The sequence below is a fragment of the Helicobacter heilmannii genome (assembly GCF_001283065.1).
Lineage (GTDB): Bacteria > Campylobacterota > Campylobacteria > Campylobacterales > Helicobacteraceae > Helicobacter > Helicobacter heilmannii.
Window position 1 is genome coordinate 201,113 of record NZ_CDMK01000002.1, and the last position, 16,383, is coordinate 217,495.

Genomic DNA, 16,383 nt, shown 5'->3' on the forward strand with positions numbered 1-16,383 from the left:
GCCTTAAGGCACCTGCCAACTAGGCACAGCCTAGTTTTTCAAAGACTTCTTTGAGGCGTTTTTCATAGGTGTGTTTTTGACTCGCCTCTTTAAAGGCGTTTTCTCTAATCTTGACCAGCTCTTCCTTATGTGCCAAGTAATGACGGGTTTTGTGGATGAGGTCTTTAATGTCTTTGTAAAAAATCACACTATCGGGTCTAAACAGCAGCTCTAAGTCCTTGTTGTGCGTGGTGATGTAAGCCGCCCCGCTCATGGGCGCGTCAAAATCTCTAAGTTTCATGTTGACAAAATCTCCCACCCCTACACTCCCACAGCCCAAGACCAATTCACACTGGTTAAAAAATAAATTTGTTTCCTCTAAGGGCAGCCGCCCCCCAAAGCCATAGCCATAAGCCCGTACTCTAAACCCTTCCTGTTCTAGGGCTTTAATGATTTCCCCTCTAACGCCCACATTAGCACCCACAAAGCCAATGTCATAAATGCGCTCGACTCCCTCTAAAGGGTGGTAAAACTCTAAACTGCTGGCTAGGGGCATGTAAAAGGCTGGCGTGCCCTCTTGGAGTATCCACCTAACCCGTTCGGGAGCGGTGCTTAAAGCACAATCGATGAAAGGCAAAATGGCGTGCGTGCCGATGGGCTTGTTTAAATGCCAATCAAAGCGATCGTCCATTTGTAAATTGAGGATTTTTAAATCTTTGTAGCGGTGCTTGATTTGTAATAAATCCCTAGGGGTGTAATTCCATCCCCAGCCTTGGATGATGAGTAAATCCGGCTTGGCGTGGGTGGGGGCGGCATCTAAAATCTCTAAAATCCTTGTGGTGTTGGCGTAAGAATTGGCCTCGCAAATGTGGTAGAAACGATTTGTGCCGTTTTGGTAGCCATAATGGAATGTCCCAAAACTTCCATCAGCTTTAGTGAATAAATACAGTTTTTCACACAGCTTTTCTAAATCTTGGATAAACCCGCTCTTGTCTTGGTGCTCGTCATTGCCCGCAAAGAGTACAAAGGGTTTTCTGGTTTTAAATTTCTCCTTAAAGGCGGCGTTAAATCCCCTTTGCTCTAGCAAGGCTTGCACCTCTTGGGGCGCGGCTAAGTGTGCATAGTGTTCACACTCTTTGTGATGCGTTTTGACCAAATCGTCGTATAAATCGTTGTAGTCGTAGGCCTTTAGACGCTGGTCGACATATTTCTCTAAATAGGGGTTTAGGTAAAAAAAGCGGTTATGGTAAACCCATGCCAGTGCTTTATAACAGGCGTGCCCTAAAGGTATTTTCTTTAAAGACTCCCGAATTTTGGCTTTCAAGGTTGGCATTTTCGACTCTTTTAAGGGGCTTGCACAATTTCTTGCAACATCTGCACGCTCTCTTGGCTAGAGATGATCTCTTCCTCCTCTTGGGCTAAAAATGCATCCATGGCGCTTTTTTTATCCATCGCCTCGTCTAATTCCTCATCAAAACCTCTTTGGTAAGATCCGATGCGAATCAGCACTTCATTTTCTTTGAGCATGGCATAAAGTTTACGGAATTTGCGGGCCGCGAGCATGTGCTCGTGGCTGCTCACCTCTTTACTCACCCTTGAAGCGGAGTTTAAAATATTGATGGGCGGGTAAATGCCATGGTCGGTCAGCTCTCGACTAAGCACGATGTGCCCGTCTAAAATGCTGCGGCTTTGGTCGGCAATCGGATCGCTCAAGTCATCGCCCTCCACAAGCACGGTAAAAAAGGCGGTGATGCTCCCCTTGTTTTGCTCCTTGCCCGCGCGCTCCATCAGCTGGGGCAAGAGGGTTAGGCTAGAGGGGGGGTAGCCCTTGCTGGTGGGTGGCTCACCAAGGGCTAACCCGATCTCTCTTTGTGCCATCGCAAAGCGCGTTACAGAGTCCATCATAAAGAGCACATCATGCCCTTGGTTTTTAAAGTACTCGGCCACGCTCATGGCGCAAAAAGCCCCATATTTACGCATCAAAGGCGCGTCATCGCTCGTGGCGACCACTAACACGGTGTTGTCTAAATTGCCTTGTAAATTTTTGTGGATAAACTCAGGGATCTCCCGCCCCCTCTCCCCAATGAGGGCGATCACCTTAATCTGCGCTTCGCACCCCCTAACGATCATCCCCATTAAAGTGCTTTTACCCACCCCACTGCCCGCAAAAATGCCTAATTTCTGCCCCTTGCCGCAGGTGAGCAAGCCGTCAATGCTTTTGACCCCCACGCTAAAAGGCTCGTCAATGATCCCCCGATCTAAGGGCTTGATAGGCGCAACCATCACAGGCGCATAGGCACTAGCCCTAACATATCCTAAACCATCTAGGGGGTTGCCAAGAGGATCGAGCACGCGCCCTAAGAGCCCCTCGCCCACAGGAAAGCTTAAGCCTGCGCGCATAAACAGCACCCGATCGCCCACTCTGCACCCCTCCACAAAGGAAAAAGGCGTGAAGCCAAATTGCTCTTTTTCCACCACCACGACCATGCCAAGACACTCTGAGCCATCCGCCTTTTGCACCTGCACCACATCGCCCACAGAGGGTAAAAATCCGCTCACAAAGACCATGTTTGGCAAAATTTTCACCACCACGCCATAGCGGGGGGATAGGTCTCTTGGGTGTTGCAACTTTGCCCGCAAGACTTCTAGGGACATGAAAACTCCTGCTTAATTTTAGATTAACACACCTTTGGGTAAAATGCAAGGTTTATTATACTTTAATTAGACCCTAAGGAGTTTATATGGATTTAACGACCAAGAGGCTCGATAGCGCCAACGCGTCTATCAGTGCCAAACCTTCGGTGCAGGATTTCGAAAAGAAGTCCCACAGCATCGCTCAAAAAATTGCCAAAAACACCAAGTTAGACGGGTTTAGAAAAGGTAAAGTCCCCCTAGACATCATCAAGCAGCGCTACCAAGGCCACATCCAACAAGAGAGCGAAAAAGAGCTGCTGGATGCGATTTTGCAAGAGGGCAGCAAGGCGCTGGAGATCACCCCACAGGACATGATCGGCAACCCCACCGTCCGCAAGTTTGACAAACAAGCCGAACATTTTGACATTGAAATCAACATTGGGCTACGCCCCCAAATTGACCTTTCAGGGGTGTTAGAGTGTGTGCCCAGTTTCTCCTTAGAGGAAGTCCAAGAGAGCGCGATTGAGGAGCGCTTGCGACATTTAGCCAAAGAGAGGGCGACTTTTACAGACGCGCCCGAGGACAAGGCGGCGGCTAATGGCGATGGCGTGATTTTTGACTTTGAGGGCTTATTAGACAACCAACCCTTTGAAGGCAACCGGGCACAGAACTTCGCCCTTGTCGTGGGCGAGGGGCGGCTGCTACCCAGCTTTGAAAAGCAATTAGTGGGCATGAAAATGGGCGATGAAAAGTATTTTTCGGTAACCTTCCCCAAGGACTACGCCAATGCCACGCTTGCGGATAAAGAGGTGTCTTTCCATGTGAAGTTGCATAAAATCCAACTACGCCAAATTCCCGAGATCGACGAGGCCTTTGTCAAAATGGTTTTAAACCAAGAAAAAGAACCCACGCTAGAAATGTTGAAAGAGCGGGTGAAAGACCAACTTTTCTTAGAGGCAAAAACTAAACTTTACAACCAACAGCTCAAGGAAACTTTAATCGATAAGTTAGACAAAAACCTCGCTTTTGATTTGCCCGAAACCATCATTGAGCAAGAAATGGATTTAGCCTTCCGCCAATCCTTGCAAAACATGAAACCCGAAGAGATCAAAGAGTTGCAAGACGACCCCAAAAAAGTCCAAAAAAAAAGGGATAGCTTTAGAGAGCAAGCCCGCCGCAGCGTGAAAGTAACCTTCATCATCGATGCGCTTGCCAAACAAGAGAACATCCAAGTAGCGGATAATGAGGTGTACCAAGCCATTTACTACGAGGCGATGATGGCCAATCAAAACCCCCAACAATTGCTAGAGGTTTACCAACGAAACAACATGCTCCCCGCCGTGAAAATGGCCATGGTCGAAGATAAAGTTTTGACTTTCTTGCTAGATAAACAACTCCCCCAAGAGACAAACGCATGAATTATGTCCCCTTTGTCATTGAGAAAACTGGGCGGGGGGAGCGCAGTTACGACATTTACTCCCGCCTACTCAAAGATCGCATCGTGCTCTTAAGTGGCGAGATCAATGACGCGGTGGCAGCTGCCATTGTGGCGCAACTCTTGTTCTTAGAGGCAGAAGACCCCGAAAAGGACATCAATTTATACATCAACTCCCCTGGGGGCTCTGTGACCAGCGGACTTAGCATTTACGACACCATGAACTACATCCACCCGGACATCTGCACCATCTGCGTGGGGCAAGCTGCGTCTATGGGAGCGTTTTTACTCAGTTGCGGCACGAAGGGCAAGCGCTTTTCTCTGCCCCACTCAAGGATCATGATCCACCAGCCCATCGGCGGTACCCAGGGGCAGGCCTCCACCCTCGCCATTTACACCAAAGAAATTTTGCGCCTTAAAGCTGAGCTCAACCAAATCATGGCCACCAACACGGGCCAACCCCTAGAAAAAATCGAGCAAGACAGCGATCGCGACTTCTTCATGGGTGCAAAAGAAGCGAAAGATTATGGCTTGATCGATGCCGTGCTCAATAAAAGCCAAAAGCAAGGCTAATGGCTCTTTTGGAGTTGGTGCGCTACCCGGACAAACGCTTAAGAAAACGCTCGCAAGAGGTCGTGGCCTTTGATAGTGCCCTGCACCAGCTTTTAGATGACATGCACGAAACCATGCTCGCCAATAAGGGTATTGGGCTAGCGGCGATCCAAGTGGGCGTGCCTAAAAGAGTCTTGCTCGTGCATTTACCCAGAGAGGACGACACCCAAGTGCCCGAGGATTGTTTAGAGATCATCAACCCGACTTTAATGCAAACAGAGGGGGAAATTTTGTGGAAAGAAGGGTGCTTATCTGTGCCTGAGTTTTACGAGGAAGTGCTGCGCTACGCTAATATCACGCTAGGCTATCAAGACCGCTTTGGCAACGCTAGGGTGTTGCAAGCGGGCGAGCTTTTAAGTGTGGCGATCCAACACGAAATGGACCACTTAAATGGGGTCTTGTTCGTGGATAAATTGTCGCTGTTGAAACGCAAAAAATTTGAAAAGGAATTTAAGAGAAACCTAAAGAGTCCGTAATGGAAACACAAGTTGTCAATGCGCTTTACTGCGCCACAATGGCGGGGGCGAGTGCCCAAATCGTGGAAGTGGAAGCCACCTTCACCCGTGCTCTGCCTGCCTTTGTGATCTCAGGGCTTGCCAACAACGCCATCCAAGAGTCCAAACAGCGGGTGCAATCTGCTCTGCAAAACAATGGTTTCACCTTCCCCCCTTTAAAGATCACCATCAATTTATCCCCCGCTGACTTACCCAAAAGTGGGAGTCATTTTGACTTGCCCATGGCGCTGCTTGTGGCCTTGCAAAAGCAACCTTTAGAGAGTAAGTGGTTTGCCTTTGGTGAGTTGGGGTTAGATGGGCGGATCAAACACAACGAGGCGATCTTTCCCATGCTCTTAGACATCGCGCTGCAAGAGCCCGGCGCGCATGTGATTGTGCCCGCTCTTGGCAAAGAGCTTTTTAGCCTGATCCCCAATTTGCATTTGTACTTTGTGGCAAACTTGCAAGAAGCTTTGCAGGTGCTAAGAAACCCCGCCGCCATCCCCACAAGACCCCCTTTAAATCTACCCTTTGCCAGCTTAGAGCTAGGAGGAGAGCACTACTACTACTGCACGGATTTTGCCCTAGACTTTAAAGAGGTTAGGGGGCAAGAGGTGGCTAAAGAAGCGGCTTTGATTGCGGCAGCGGGGATGCATAATGTGCTGTTTGAGGGCAGTCCGGGCTGTGGCAAGAGCATGATCGCTAAACGCTTGCGCTATATTTTGCCCCCAAGTACCCTAACCGAAATGATCGAGGCGGTGAAGTTAAATATCTTGAACGGACAGGAGGGCAACTACAGCCCGCTAAGAAGTTTTAGAAACCCGCATCAAAGCGCGTCTAAAGCCAGCATTCTAGGCTCGACGCATGGCAATGTGCCTAGCCCGGGCGAGATCGCGCTTGCGCACAATGGGGTGTTGTTTTTTGACGAGTTGCCCCACTTTAAGAGGGAGGTTTTAGAGGGCCTAAGAGAACCGATGGAGAACAATAAATTAGTCATCTCAAGGGTGCATAGCAAGATCGAGTATCACACTTCGTTTTTGTTCGTGGGGGCGATGAACCCCTGTCCTTGTGGGAATTTAATGGACCCTTCTAAGGTGTGTCGCTGCCAAGAAAGGGAAATTTTAGCCTATAAAAACCGCCTGAGCGCGCCCTTGATGGATCGCATAGACTTGTTCGTGCAAATGGCTTTGGTGCATGAGGATGCCAAAAGCACTCAAGACTCTAAGGCGATGCACGAGCAGGTGCTCGAAGCCTTTAAAAGGCAGAAAATGCGCGGACAAGAAGTGCTCAATGGCAAATTGCAAGAGAGCGACATCACCACCTTTTGTCCGCTCGAGCCTGAAGCAGCGCATTTATTAGAGCAAGCCACCCTGCGCTTTGGCTTGTCCGAGCGGGCAGTGAGTAAGAGTAAAAAAGTCGCGCGCAGCGTGGCGGATTTAGCGGGCTGTGAAGCGATCCATAAAACACATATGTTAAAAGCATTGCAATTTAGAAAAGTGGAGTGAATATGCAAAAATATTACTTCAAGGGGTTAGATTGCCCCGATTGTGCCAATAAATTAGAGGCAGAGCTCAACAAACAAAGCTATGTCAAGGCGGCCCAGGTGTCTTTCAACACGAACACCTTATATGTCGATTGCCAAGACTTTTCTAAGGTTTTAGAGCTCATCAAACGGCTAGAGCCGGAGATGGAGATTTTGCAAGAGGAGGCTGAGGAGGACGCGCCCTTGAGCGTGTATCCCTTGCTCTCTTGCATTGTGTTGTTTGTGCTGTCTGTGGGGGTGTTGCACTTTGCAACAAGCCCGCTTTTAAGGGGTTTGAGTTACGCTCTTTTGGCAGGGGTGTATCTCTTTGCGGGCAAGGATGTGTTCTTAGGGGCGTTTAACAGTCTAAAGAATAAACGCTTTTTTGATGAGAACACGCTGATGCTCAGTGCCACCATCGCCGCCTTTTGTGTGGGGGCGTATGAAGAATCCGTATCCGTGATGGTTTTTTTCTCTGCTGGGGAGTTCTTGCAAAAATTAGCCATCAAACGGTCTAAAAAATCTCTGCATGCTCTGTTGGATGTCGCCCCCAATTTTGCCTTCATTAAGGGGGTCAATGGACTTACAGAAGTGCACCCTGAAGAGCTGAAAGTCGGGGACATTGTGGTGGTACAAGTGGGGGAGAAAATCCCCACTGATGGCGTGGTGCTAAGCGGCGAGAGTTTATTGGATCAAAAACCTTTAACCGGTGAGTCGATTCCCGTGAATGTACGCGAAAATAGCCCCGTTTTGGGCGGGAGCATTAATTTAAAGGCCGTACTGGAAGTGCAGGTGAGCAAGACCTATAGCGACTCTTCGGTGGCCAAGATTGTGGATTTGGTGAACAACGCCGTGAGTCAAAAGTCAGAAACTGAAAAATTCATCACCACCTTTGCCAAATACTATACCCCAGCTGTGTTTTTCATTGCCCTAGGCATCGCCACCCTCCCCCCGCTTCTAGGGCATGGCAGCTTTAGCGAGTGGGTGTATCGTGGACTCATTGCCTTAATGGTGTCTTGCCCTTGTGCACTAGTGATCTCGATCCCGCTGGGCTACTTTGGGGGGGTTGGGGCAGCAAGTCGGCTAGGCATCCTCATTAAAAGCGTGCATACCCTAGAAACGCTCACCAAGGTGAAAAACATTGCCTTTGATAAAACGGGAACATTGAGCAAGGGGGAATTTGAGGTCATAGAGGTGGTGAACCAACCAGAGTTTAGCCAAGAGGATGTACTGCGCTTTGCCAGCTGTGCACAGATTCTCTCCACCCACCCCATCGCTAAGTCCATCCAAAAGGCCTGCCAAAACCTCTGTGAGCACAATATCCAAGAGTTTAACGAGATCGGAGGCATGGGCGTGCAAGCCAAGTGCCATGCCAATTTAATCGTGGCGGGCAATGACCAAATCCTACACAAATACGACATCCCCCACCCTCGTTGTTCTTTAGAGGGGACGATCGTGCATGTGGCGACCAATGGGACATATGTCGGCTACATTGTGGTTGCCGACTCGCTCAAAGAGGACGCGAAAAAGAGCTTAAAGGCACTGAAAAAAGAGGGATTAGAGCATTTTTGTATCCTAAGCGGGGATAACGAACACGCCACAAAGAGCGTGGCTAAAGAGCTGGATTGCAGCTACCGTGCGGGACTCTTGCCCGAACAAAAGAGCCAAGCCTTTGAGGGCTTTAAGGCTACACATGGAGGGCTTAGTGCCTTTGTAGGGGATGGGATCAACGATGCTCCTACCTTAGCGATGGCGGATGTGGGCGTGGGGATGGGCAGTGCGAGCCAAGTGAGCAAAGAGAGTGCGGACATTGTCATCACCAACAACGCCTTAAGCTCCATTGTGCAGGTTTTTAAGATTGCACACAAGACCCGGCGCATTGTGATTGAAAACATTGTGTTTGCTCTGGGGGTAAAGGCGTTGTTCTTGGTATTGGGGGTTGCCGGGGAGGCGAGCCTTTGGGAGGCGGTTTTTGGGGATGTGGGTGTAACTTTGATTGCCCTAGCAAATTCTATGCGCACGATGCGCATTAGGTAATTGTTAGGTTTTCAGGACTAAAATAGGAGCCTATTATTTTTATAAAAGGACGCTTATGAAATTGTTACGCTTAGTTGCCATGTCTGGAGTACTTTTTGCCGCACTCAACGCCCAAACGATCGGGCTCAATGTCTTCCCTGAATACCAAAGCAAACCCGATCAAGAAATGCTCGACATGGCGGGTAAAGTGGAGGCCAAAAAGATGATCATCTATTTGAGCGAAATGAAAAACCGCTACAACAAAATGACCCCCAAGCATAAGGCCGAGTTCCAAAAACACTTCCAAGATGTGTTGGCTAAAAACATTTCAAAGCTCAGCCCCTCTCAGCGCAGAAAAGAGCTTAACATGATTGAAGAGGCTTTAGTTAAACGAGAGGATAGCATTAAAAATCTAGAGGCCGAGATCCAGGAGGAATACAACTACATGGACCACTGGAAAAAACTCTTGCAGTCCGGTAGTTTTTACGATGATTTGCAAAAAAATGGTTTCAGTCTCCCCACCGCTGCAAAGAAAAAACACCGCTGACACACCGTGTCAGTCAGCGCAGCCTCCTTTTACGGGCATGCCCCAGTTTAATGATGCTCGAGGGCTTTCTAGGGCTTAGGCCCCGCTTGTCCTCTATGATTGTGTTTGCTAAGTCTAGGGCAATTTGGGGTTCATAGCCCTGTCCACTTAAATTCGCTGAAGTGCTAAACACCGCGCCCAACCTTTTTAAAAACACCAACACACTAGGCTCTTGCACCACTCTAAAAGCGCGCCAATCCTCTTTGTTTTTGTAAATAAAGGTCGCTTTCGCTCGCCGCACTAAGGCGCGTTGCTTTGGCGGCACGCGGGGCAAATCCTTAAAATCCGTGCACACTTGCAAGAGTCGTTTGTTTTGTGGGCTGTTCTTAGCGGCGTTCAGGCGGTCTTGGTCATGGCTAAAAAAGCCAATGGTCGTATCGCTTTGGGCTAGGATCACACCCGCTTTTGTACGCAAATCTTGATGTGGCATGTTTGTCCTTTATTTAAGCATTTTAACCAAATTAGTGATTTTAAACTTTCAAAGTTTTTATGTTAGAATGCCGTTTTTATTGACCCCAACTTTGGTGAGGAAGATCCATGAACCTTGGAGCGAAGATTATCAGCGTTATTTTCTTATCTCTCTTGATTTTAGGGAGTGCGGTGATCTTGATCGCCAACCACGAGCAACACAAATTGATATTCTCTATTTTGGACAGCCAAAAGCGGGGGGACAGGATAAGTCGTGAAGACGATTTGCGCTACATCACCCATCTACTTGAACAAGGCATTGCTGGTTTTTATAAAGTCTTTCCTAAGGAACAGGCGCAAAAAATGGCCCTGGAGTACTTTGGCGAAATCAACGCCGACAAGGGCATGATCTATATGGTGGTGGTGGATAAAAAAGGCACGGTGCTCTTTGACCCGGTCAATCCCACCACCGTGGGCAAAAGTGGGCTGCACTTGATGAGTGTAGACAATGTCTGCTATGTGTGTGGCTACATCAAAGAGGCCGACAATGGAGGGGGCTACACCTACTACAAAATGCCTAAGTTTAACGGCGGCACGCCAGAGCCTAAGGTCGCCTACAGCCATTACGACCCCACAAGTGGCATGGTGATTGTCGCCACGACTTACTTTAGCGACATCTTAAGTGCCTCATTAAAAACCCGTAAAGAGGTGCAGGCAAAGGTCATCGAAAATATCAACACACTGACCATGTGGATCACCATGATCATGGCGATTTTGATTGCACTTACAGCCATCTTCACCTTTTACACCATCATCCGTCGTTTGAACCGACTGGTGCAAAAGGTGTACGACTTTAGCCTGGGCGATCGGGATTTGACCCAACGCATCCGTGCCAGCCGCAGCAATGATGAGATAGGCAAAATCGGAGATGGGATCAACCACTTTGTCGAAAGCATACAAGGCTTTTTTAACGATATCAAAGCCAACAGCAGCAACACCAGCGGGGTTGCCCAAACCCTGCACACCACAATCAAGAGTGCCCTAGCGGGCATGCAAAGACGCTCAGAGATGTTACAGCAAATCCAAGATCGGAGCAACGACATCGGCAATGTCGTGACCCAAAACGCCCAAGAAGCTGAGGAGAGTCGAAAAAACATCGCTGAGGTCCAAGAGTCAATCCGAACCTCGGATAAGGCGATCACAAACCTATTTAACCAAATCACGGAGGCAAGTCACACCGAAGAGGACTTGGCCGGTAAGGTTGAGCAACTGAGCAAAAACGCTGATAGCGTGAAAAGCATTTTGCACATCATCAACGACATCGCCGACCAAACGAACTTACTCGCCTTAAACGCCGCCATCGAGGCAGCAAGAGCGGGCGAGCACGGGCGGGGCTTTGCTGTGGTGGCTGATGAAGTGCGCAATTTGGCGGCAAGGACTCAAAAAAGCCTAGCAGAAATCAATTCCACCATCGGGGTGATTGTGCAAGAAATCAACGATGTGAGCAGCCAAATGAATTTAAATTCTAAAAAGATCGAGCAATTAAGTGGGGTGAGCTTAGAGGTGCAAAAGCAATTTAAAGACATGAGTGAGAGTTTGGATGGTGTAGTCGGGCGCGTCGGTGCCTCCATTGAGAACATCATCGGTACGAAAAAAGACATCGACAACATCAACCAAGACTTCGCAGAGATCGAGGTGATCAACCAAAAAACAGCCAAAGAGGCAAATATCATCATCGAGGCGGCTAACTCCCTTAGCAACGCCACCATCGAGCTCAACAGCAAAATCGGGCAGTTTAAATCCTAGGGGTGTTGGTTTTAGGCATCGATCCGGGCAGCCGCAAGTGCGGGTATGGGGTGGTGGATTTGCACAGCGTGAAACTCATCGGCGCGGGCTTCATCAAGGTACAGAGCGCGCCCTTGCAAGAGCAGATTTTAGAGGTTGTGGCAGGGCTCGAGCAGGTTTTTAAGGCCTATCCCATTGCGGAGGTGGCGATGGAGGATATTTTTTACGCCTACAATCCCAAGAGCGTGCTGAAATTGGCGCAATTTAGAGGCGCGCTGGGCTTGAAGATTTTACAAGAAAAGGGGCATTTTAGCGAGTATACCCCTCTACAAATTAAAAAAGCGATCACGGGGCATGGCAAGGCGAGCAAGGAACAGGTGGCATACATGGTGAAAAAAATTTTGGGGATTAAAAACGACATCAAACCCCTAGACATCACGGATGCAATCGCCATCGCCTTAACCCACGCCCAGCAACGCAGGGTCCTCCAATGCTAGAGGACTTGCTCACCCTAAAGGCGCACATGAGTGCCTATGAGTTTCAAACCTACATCCAACCCTTGTGCTTTGACCCTCACGCCTCTAGTGCCGCTTGTGTGGTGTTTTACGCCCCCAATGTGTGGCTGTCTCATTACATCCAAACTCGTTATGGCGCGCTCTTAGAGCAGCTTTTAAGCGCAAAGCACCAAAGCCCCCTAAAGGTGCAAATTTGCCCCAAAGAGGCCAAGCCCAAAGCCCCCCCAAAGCCTTTAATCAAAGCCAAGAGCAACCCGACTTTAAACCCCGCCTTCACCTTTGACACCCTAGTCGTGGGGGCGTGTAACCACATGGCGGTGAAGGTCGCCTCCCAAGTGGCACAAAAAAGCGGGGTGTATAACCCCGTGCTCTTCTTTGGGGGCGTGGGGCTTGGCAAGACGCACATCTTAAACGCCATCGGCAACACGGCCTGCGACCGCTTGCAAAGTGTACTGTATGTGACAGCAGAGCAGTTTTTAAACGACTATGTGTTTAGATTAAGCAACCACAGCATGGACAAGTTCCAAGAAAAATACCGCTCTTGCGATTATCTTTTGATCGACGATGTGCAGTTTTTCGGGGGCAAGGAGATGGTGCAAGAGGAGTTTTACCACACCTTCAACACTTTACACGCCCAGGGCAAGCAGATTGTGATGAGTTCAGACAAACCCCCTAAGCACATCAAGGGGCTGGCCGACCGCCTGCTTTCCCGTTTTGAAATGGGCATGATCGCGAGTATCCAGGCCCCCATGCTTGAGACCAAGATCGCCATTCTCACGCAAAAATGCCAGCTCAACCACATTTGCATGGACCAAGAGATTGTGGAGTATTTGGCCAGCCACATCCATGAGAACATCCGCCAATTAGAAGGCGCGCTCCTGCGCCTAAATGCCACCGCAGCCCTAAGCGGGGAGGAGATCAGCCTACGCATGGCACAAGAAATTTTAAAGGACACCACCAAGGAGCGTTTGCAGGAGGTGGGTTTAGAGGACATTTTGCGCGTGGTGGCCCAGACTTTAAATGTCAAACCCGCTGACATCCGCAACAACTCTAGAAACCGCCAAGTTGCCTTAGCTAGAAAGCTGATCATTTACCTCGCGCGCACGCTCACGGACACCTCCACAAATGCCCTAGCGCAGTTTTTAGGCTTGAAGGATCACAGCGGGGTGAGCAAGGCGAGCAAAACCATCGCGCAGAGCATGGCTAAGGAAAACCACACCAAATTACTGGTGGAAGAAATGCAGGCCAAGATCAACAGTCCCAAGCCCGTTTAATCTAGTTTGTAGTATAATCCTTAAAGACATTTTATACATTAAAATTGTAAAAAATCATGAAAAAAGGGTAATGATGCAGTCTTACATGGGCGATAAGATTAAAGTATTGAAAGGCTTAGAGGGGGTTCGCAAACGCCCGGGAATGTATATTGGGGACACAAACATCAATGGCTTGCATCACATGGTCTATGAGGTCGTGGATAACTCTATCGATGAGAGCATGGCAGGCTTTTGCACGCAAATTAAAATCACCCTAACGCAGTACGGCTCGTGCATTGTACAGGACAATGGGCGGGGTATTCCCGTAGACATCCACTCCACAGAGGGCATCCCCGCCGCCACGGTGGCGCTCACCGTGCTGCATGCGGGGGGCAAGTTCGACAAAGAGACTTATAAAGTTTCGGGCGGGTTGCATGGCGTGGGGGTGAGTGTGGTCAATGCCTTGTCTAAAAAGCTCTTGATGACGATCAAAAGAGGGGGCAAGATTTACACCCAAGAGTTTGAAAAGGGCATCCCCACCACGCTGTTGCTGGAAGGAGGCAACACTAAGGAGACGGGCACCACCATTGAGTTTTTCCCCGATGAGAGCATCATGGAGGTGGTGGAGTTTGACGCGAAAGTCTTGAAAAAGCGCTTTCAAGAAATGGCGTATTTAAACCACAGCGTTACCATCACCTTTTGCGACCAACCCAATAATTTAAAAGAAGTGTACCACTACGAGGACGGACTCAAGCAATTTATTTTAGACACCAATAAAGCCCCTTTCATCTCGGATGTCATCACTTTCAGCGGGGAGGGCGAGGACATGGAGGTGGAGATCGCTTTGGCTTATAATGAGGGCTACAGCGAGCAAATGTTTAGCTTTGTCAATAACATCCGCACGCCAGAGGGGGGTACACACGAAGCAGGCTTTCGTATGGGGCTTAGCCGTGCCATTTTAAACTACATCCAAGAGAACGCCAGCGTGCGCGAGAAAGAAGCGGGCGTAATGCAGGAGGACATCAAAGAGGGGCTTGTGGCGGTGGTCTCAGCCAAGATTTTAGAGCCCCAATTTGAGGGGCAAACCAAAGCCAAACTAGGCAGCTCTTTTGTCCGCCCCATTGTGGCAAAGCTGGTGCATGAAAAAATGGCGAAGTTCTTTGAGGAGAATCCCAGTGTAGCCAAGGCAATCATGCAAAAGGCGTTGTTGGCGGCTAGGGGCAGAGAGGCGGCCAAAAAGGCCAAAGAGCTCACCCGCAAAAAGGACAATTTAAGCGTGGGGACTTTGCCGGGCAAATTAGCCGATTGCCAGAGCAAAGACCCTAAAGAGTGCGAAATTTATCTAGTGGAGGGCGACAGCGCGGGCGGTTCAGCCAAACAGGGCAGGGACCGTGCCTTTCAAGCCATTTTGCCCCTAAGGGGCAAGATTTTAAATGTGGAGAAGTCGCATTTAAGCAAGATTTTAAAATCTGAAGAGATCAAGAACATGATCACTGCCTTTGGATGCGGGGTGGGCGATGAGTTTAACCTAGAGAAGCTGCGCTACCATAAAATCATCATCATGACCGATGCCGATGTGGATGGCAGCCATATCCAAACCCTGTTGATGACCTTTTTCTACCGCTACTTAAAGCCCTTGATCACCAATGGGCATGTCTACATCGCCCAGCCCCCACTTTACCGCTTCAAGAAAAAGAAGATCGAAAAATACCTCAAAGATGAGAAAGAGTTAAACCACTTTTTGATCGAGCATGGGATCGACAGCACTTCCATTGAGGGCATCGGGCGGGCGGATCTATTAGCTCTGCTTAAAACCTTGAGCGCTTACCGCTCTGTGTTGAAGGAACTAGAAAAACGCCCCTTGATGTTTGAGGTGTTGCGTTATTTGGTGGAGATGCCCACACGCCCCAACTTTGAAACCCTAGCCAAAGACCTACACGCCTTTTTAGAGGGCATTTCTTGCCAAGTGTTAAGCCAAGAGGTGATGGAAGATGGGGTGCATTTTTTTGTGCGTACCAAATTGGGACTGGCTGAATTGTTGGTGGATGCGGATTTGTTTAACGACCCGTTATTTATGGAGGCGCAGGATTTGGCGCGCAAAATCCAAGAATTTGATTTAAGTGTGCTTGGCATGGATTGCTTGGATTATTTGGCAGACATTGAGGGGCGGGCCAAACAGGGGGCCTACATCCAACGCTACAAAGGGCTGGGCGAGATGAACCCCGAGCAGCTTTGGGAGACCACGATGTTTGAGGGCAACCGCAATCTACTTAGGGTGTCCTTAGCAGATGAGGAGAGTGCGGATGCGGCGTTTAACCTGCTGATGGGTGATGAGGTCGAGCCACGCCGCGCTTACATCCAAGCCCACGCCAAGGATGTGAAAAACCTAGATATCTAGCTAGAAAGCGAGGGACTGGACTTTACTTAGGCTTTGGCTGGCTTGGTCCGGGTGGTCTAAGCCCGGCGGTCTGTAATTCACGCTTAGCGCGTCTGTTGCCGAACTCGGCGGCTTTCTCAAGAATGTCAACCCTGATTTTTTGCAAGGAAAGCCGGGGATCCATTTGGTTGCCCAGCAGGTACAAAGCCAGCCCGATGTATTCCTTACGCAAAGGGGTTTTGTAAAAATCGCCCGCTTGTAAATTTTCAAGATGAAACATGCCTGCATGGTCGCTGGCTCCGTTGGCAAACAAGACTTCCTTGATGAGCTCTAGAGCTTTTGTGCCATCGGCCAACACACAGTCTCCCTCGGCATAAGCGCTCGCCAGCCCCACTTTCGCCACGAGCATGGCGATTTCTTTATCGCTCTGGGCAAGACTGATGACCAACTCAAAGTCATCCACCGCCCGGCAAGCATCCTTCTTCACGCCCCAACCCCCTAGATACATCTTGCCCACAAACGCCATGGCCAACAAGTCGCCATTTTCCTGCGCCTTTGTGTAGAGCACCAAAGCATCCTTATTGTAGCCATAACTTTCAAGTTCTATACCCTTTTGCACAAGCATGCTCACCCCCTCTTCTGCGTGCAGCAAGGTTAAAAAGCCTAGACACAAGGTCACTTTCTTAAGCACATGCATAAAACACCTCCGTCACTCGTTTTTTAAGGTCTAAATCTAGGAGTAAAGAGGGGTTGCTGGGGGGGGGGGG

At 49.2% G+C, this 16,383-nt stretch carries 14 protein-coding genes; 10 read left to right on the plus strand and 4 right to left on the minus strand.

Annotation, left to right across the window (positions count from 1 at the left end; genetic code table 11):
* Positions 1-19: 19 nt before the first annotated feature.
* Both AOG36_RS05135 and fliI read right to left on the minus strand, forming a co-directional pair.
* Positions 20-1,312, minus strand: a complete 1,293-nt coding sequence (locus AOG36_RS05135) for a glycosyltransferase family protein (RefSeq protein ID WP_015107200.1) — start codon at positions 1,310-1,312, stop codon at positions 20-22.
* A gap of 11 nt (positions 1,313-1,323) precedes the next feature.
* Entirely contained in the window at positions 1,324-2,634 is a 1,311-nt protein-coding gene (fliI, locus tag AOG36_RS05140; RefSeq protein WP_015107199.1) for a flagellar protein export ATPase FliI, read from the minus strand.
* 86 nt (positions 2,635-2,720) lie between these two features.
* Here fliI and tig point away from each other — a divergent pair, with 86 nt between their 5' ends.
* The 6 genes from tig to AOG36_RS05170 are packed head-to-tail and all read left to right on the plus strand — an operon-like array spanning position 2,721 to position 9,239.
* Positions 2,721-4,031, plus strand: coding sequence for a trigger factor (tig, locus tag AOG36_RS05145; RefSeq protein ID WP_015107198.1), 1,311 nt, complete (start codon positions 2,721-2,723; stop codon positions 4,029-4,031).
* A complete protein-coding gene (clpP, locus tag AOG36_RS05150) occupies positions 4,028-4,621 on the plus strand; it encodes an ATP-dependent Clp endopeptidase proteolytic subunit ClpP (protein ID WP_053825636.1) in 594 nt (197 codons plus the stop codon). The genes tig and clpP overlap by 4 nt, the downstream gene beginning before the upstream one ends.
* A complete protein-coding gene (def, locus tag AOG36_RS05155) occupies positions 4,621-5,136 on the plus strand; it encodes a peptide deformylase (RefSeq protein WP_015107195.1) in 516 nt (171 codons plus the stop codon). The genes clpP and def overlap by 1 nt, the downstream gene beginning before the upstream one ends.
* Complete coding sequence (locus AOG36_RS05160) at positions 5,136-6,659, plus strand: YifB family Mg chelatase-like AAA ATPase (protein ID WP_015107194.1); 1,524 nt, start codon at positions 5,136-5,138, stop codon at positions 6,657-6,659. The genes def and AOG36_RS05160 overlap by 1 nt, the downstream gene beginning before the upstream one ends.
* Before the next feature lie 2 nt (positions 6,660-6,661).
* On the plus strand, positions 6,662-8,713 hold the full coding sequence (locus AOG36_RS05165; RefSeq protein ID WP_015107193.1) for a heavy metal translocating P-type ATPase: 2,052 nt from the start codon (positions 6,662-6,664) through the stop codon (positions 8,711-8,713).
* A 55-nt stretch (positions 8,714-8,768) separates the two neighbouring features.
* Positions 8,769-9,239: a DUF1104 domain-containing protein gene (locus tag AOG36_RS05170; RefSeq protein ID WP_015107192.1), complete on the plus strand. Its 471-nt coding sequence runs from the start codon at positions 8,769-8,771 to the stop codon at positions 9,237-9,239.
* Positions 9,240-9,252: 13 nt separating this feature from the next.
* Here the strand turns inward: AOG36_RS05170 and AOG36_RS05175 are convergent, their stop codons facing one another.
* Complete coding sequence (locus AOG36_RS05175) at positions 9,253-9,708, minus strand: Sua5/YciO/YrdC/YwlC family protein (protein ID WP_015107191.1); 456 nt, start codon at positions 9,706-9,708, stop codon at positions 9,253-9,255.
* A gap of 107 nt (positions 9,709-9,815) precedes the next feature.
* On the opposite strand from AOG36_RS05175, the gene AOG36_RS05180 reads away from it, so the two are divergent.
* The 4 genes from AOG36_RS05180 to gyrB all read left to right on the plus strand — a co-directional run bounded on the left by AOG36_RS05180 (position 9,816) and on the right by gyrB (position 15,637).
* On the plus strand, positions 9,816-11,492 hold the full coding sequence (locus AOG36_RS05180; RefSeq protein ID WP_053825637.1) for a methyl-accepting chemotaxis protein: 1,677 nt from the start codon (positions 9,816-9,818) through the stop codon (positions 11,490-11,492).
* A gap of 5 nt (positions 11,493-11,497) precedes the next feature.
* Positions 11,498-11,968, plus strand: coding sequence for a crossover junction endodeoxyribonuclease RuvC (ruvC, locus tag AOG36_RS05185; protein WP_015106319.1), 471 nt, complete (start codon positions 11,498-11,500; stop codon positions 11,966-11,968).
* Positions 11,962-13,260, plus strand: a complete 1,299-nt coding sequence (gene dnaA / locus AOG36_RS05190; protein ID WP_015107190.1) for a chromosomal replication initiator protein DnaA — start codon at positions 11,962-11,964, stop codon at positions 13,258-13,260. Before ruvC ends, dnaA begins: the two co-directional genes overlap by 7 nt.
* A gap of 73 nt (positions 13,261-13,333) precedes the next feature.
* On the plus strand, positions 13,334-15,637 hold the full coding sequence (gene gyrB / locus AOG36_RS05195; RefSeq protein WP_015107189.1) for a DNA topoisomerase (ATP-hydrolyzing) subunit B: 2,304 nt from the start codon (positions 13,334-13,336) through the stop codon (positions 15,635-15,637).
* Between the two features lie 22 nt (positions 15,638-15,659).
* On the opposite strand, the gene AOG36_RS05200 is transcribed toward gyrB, so the two are convergent.
* Entirely contained in the window at positions 15,660-16,313 is a 654-nt protein-coding gene (locus AOG36_RS05200) for an SEL1-like repeat protein (protein WP_015107188.1), read from the minus strand.
* Positions 16,314-16,383: the final 70 nt, after the last annotated feature.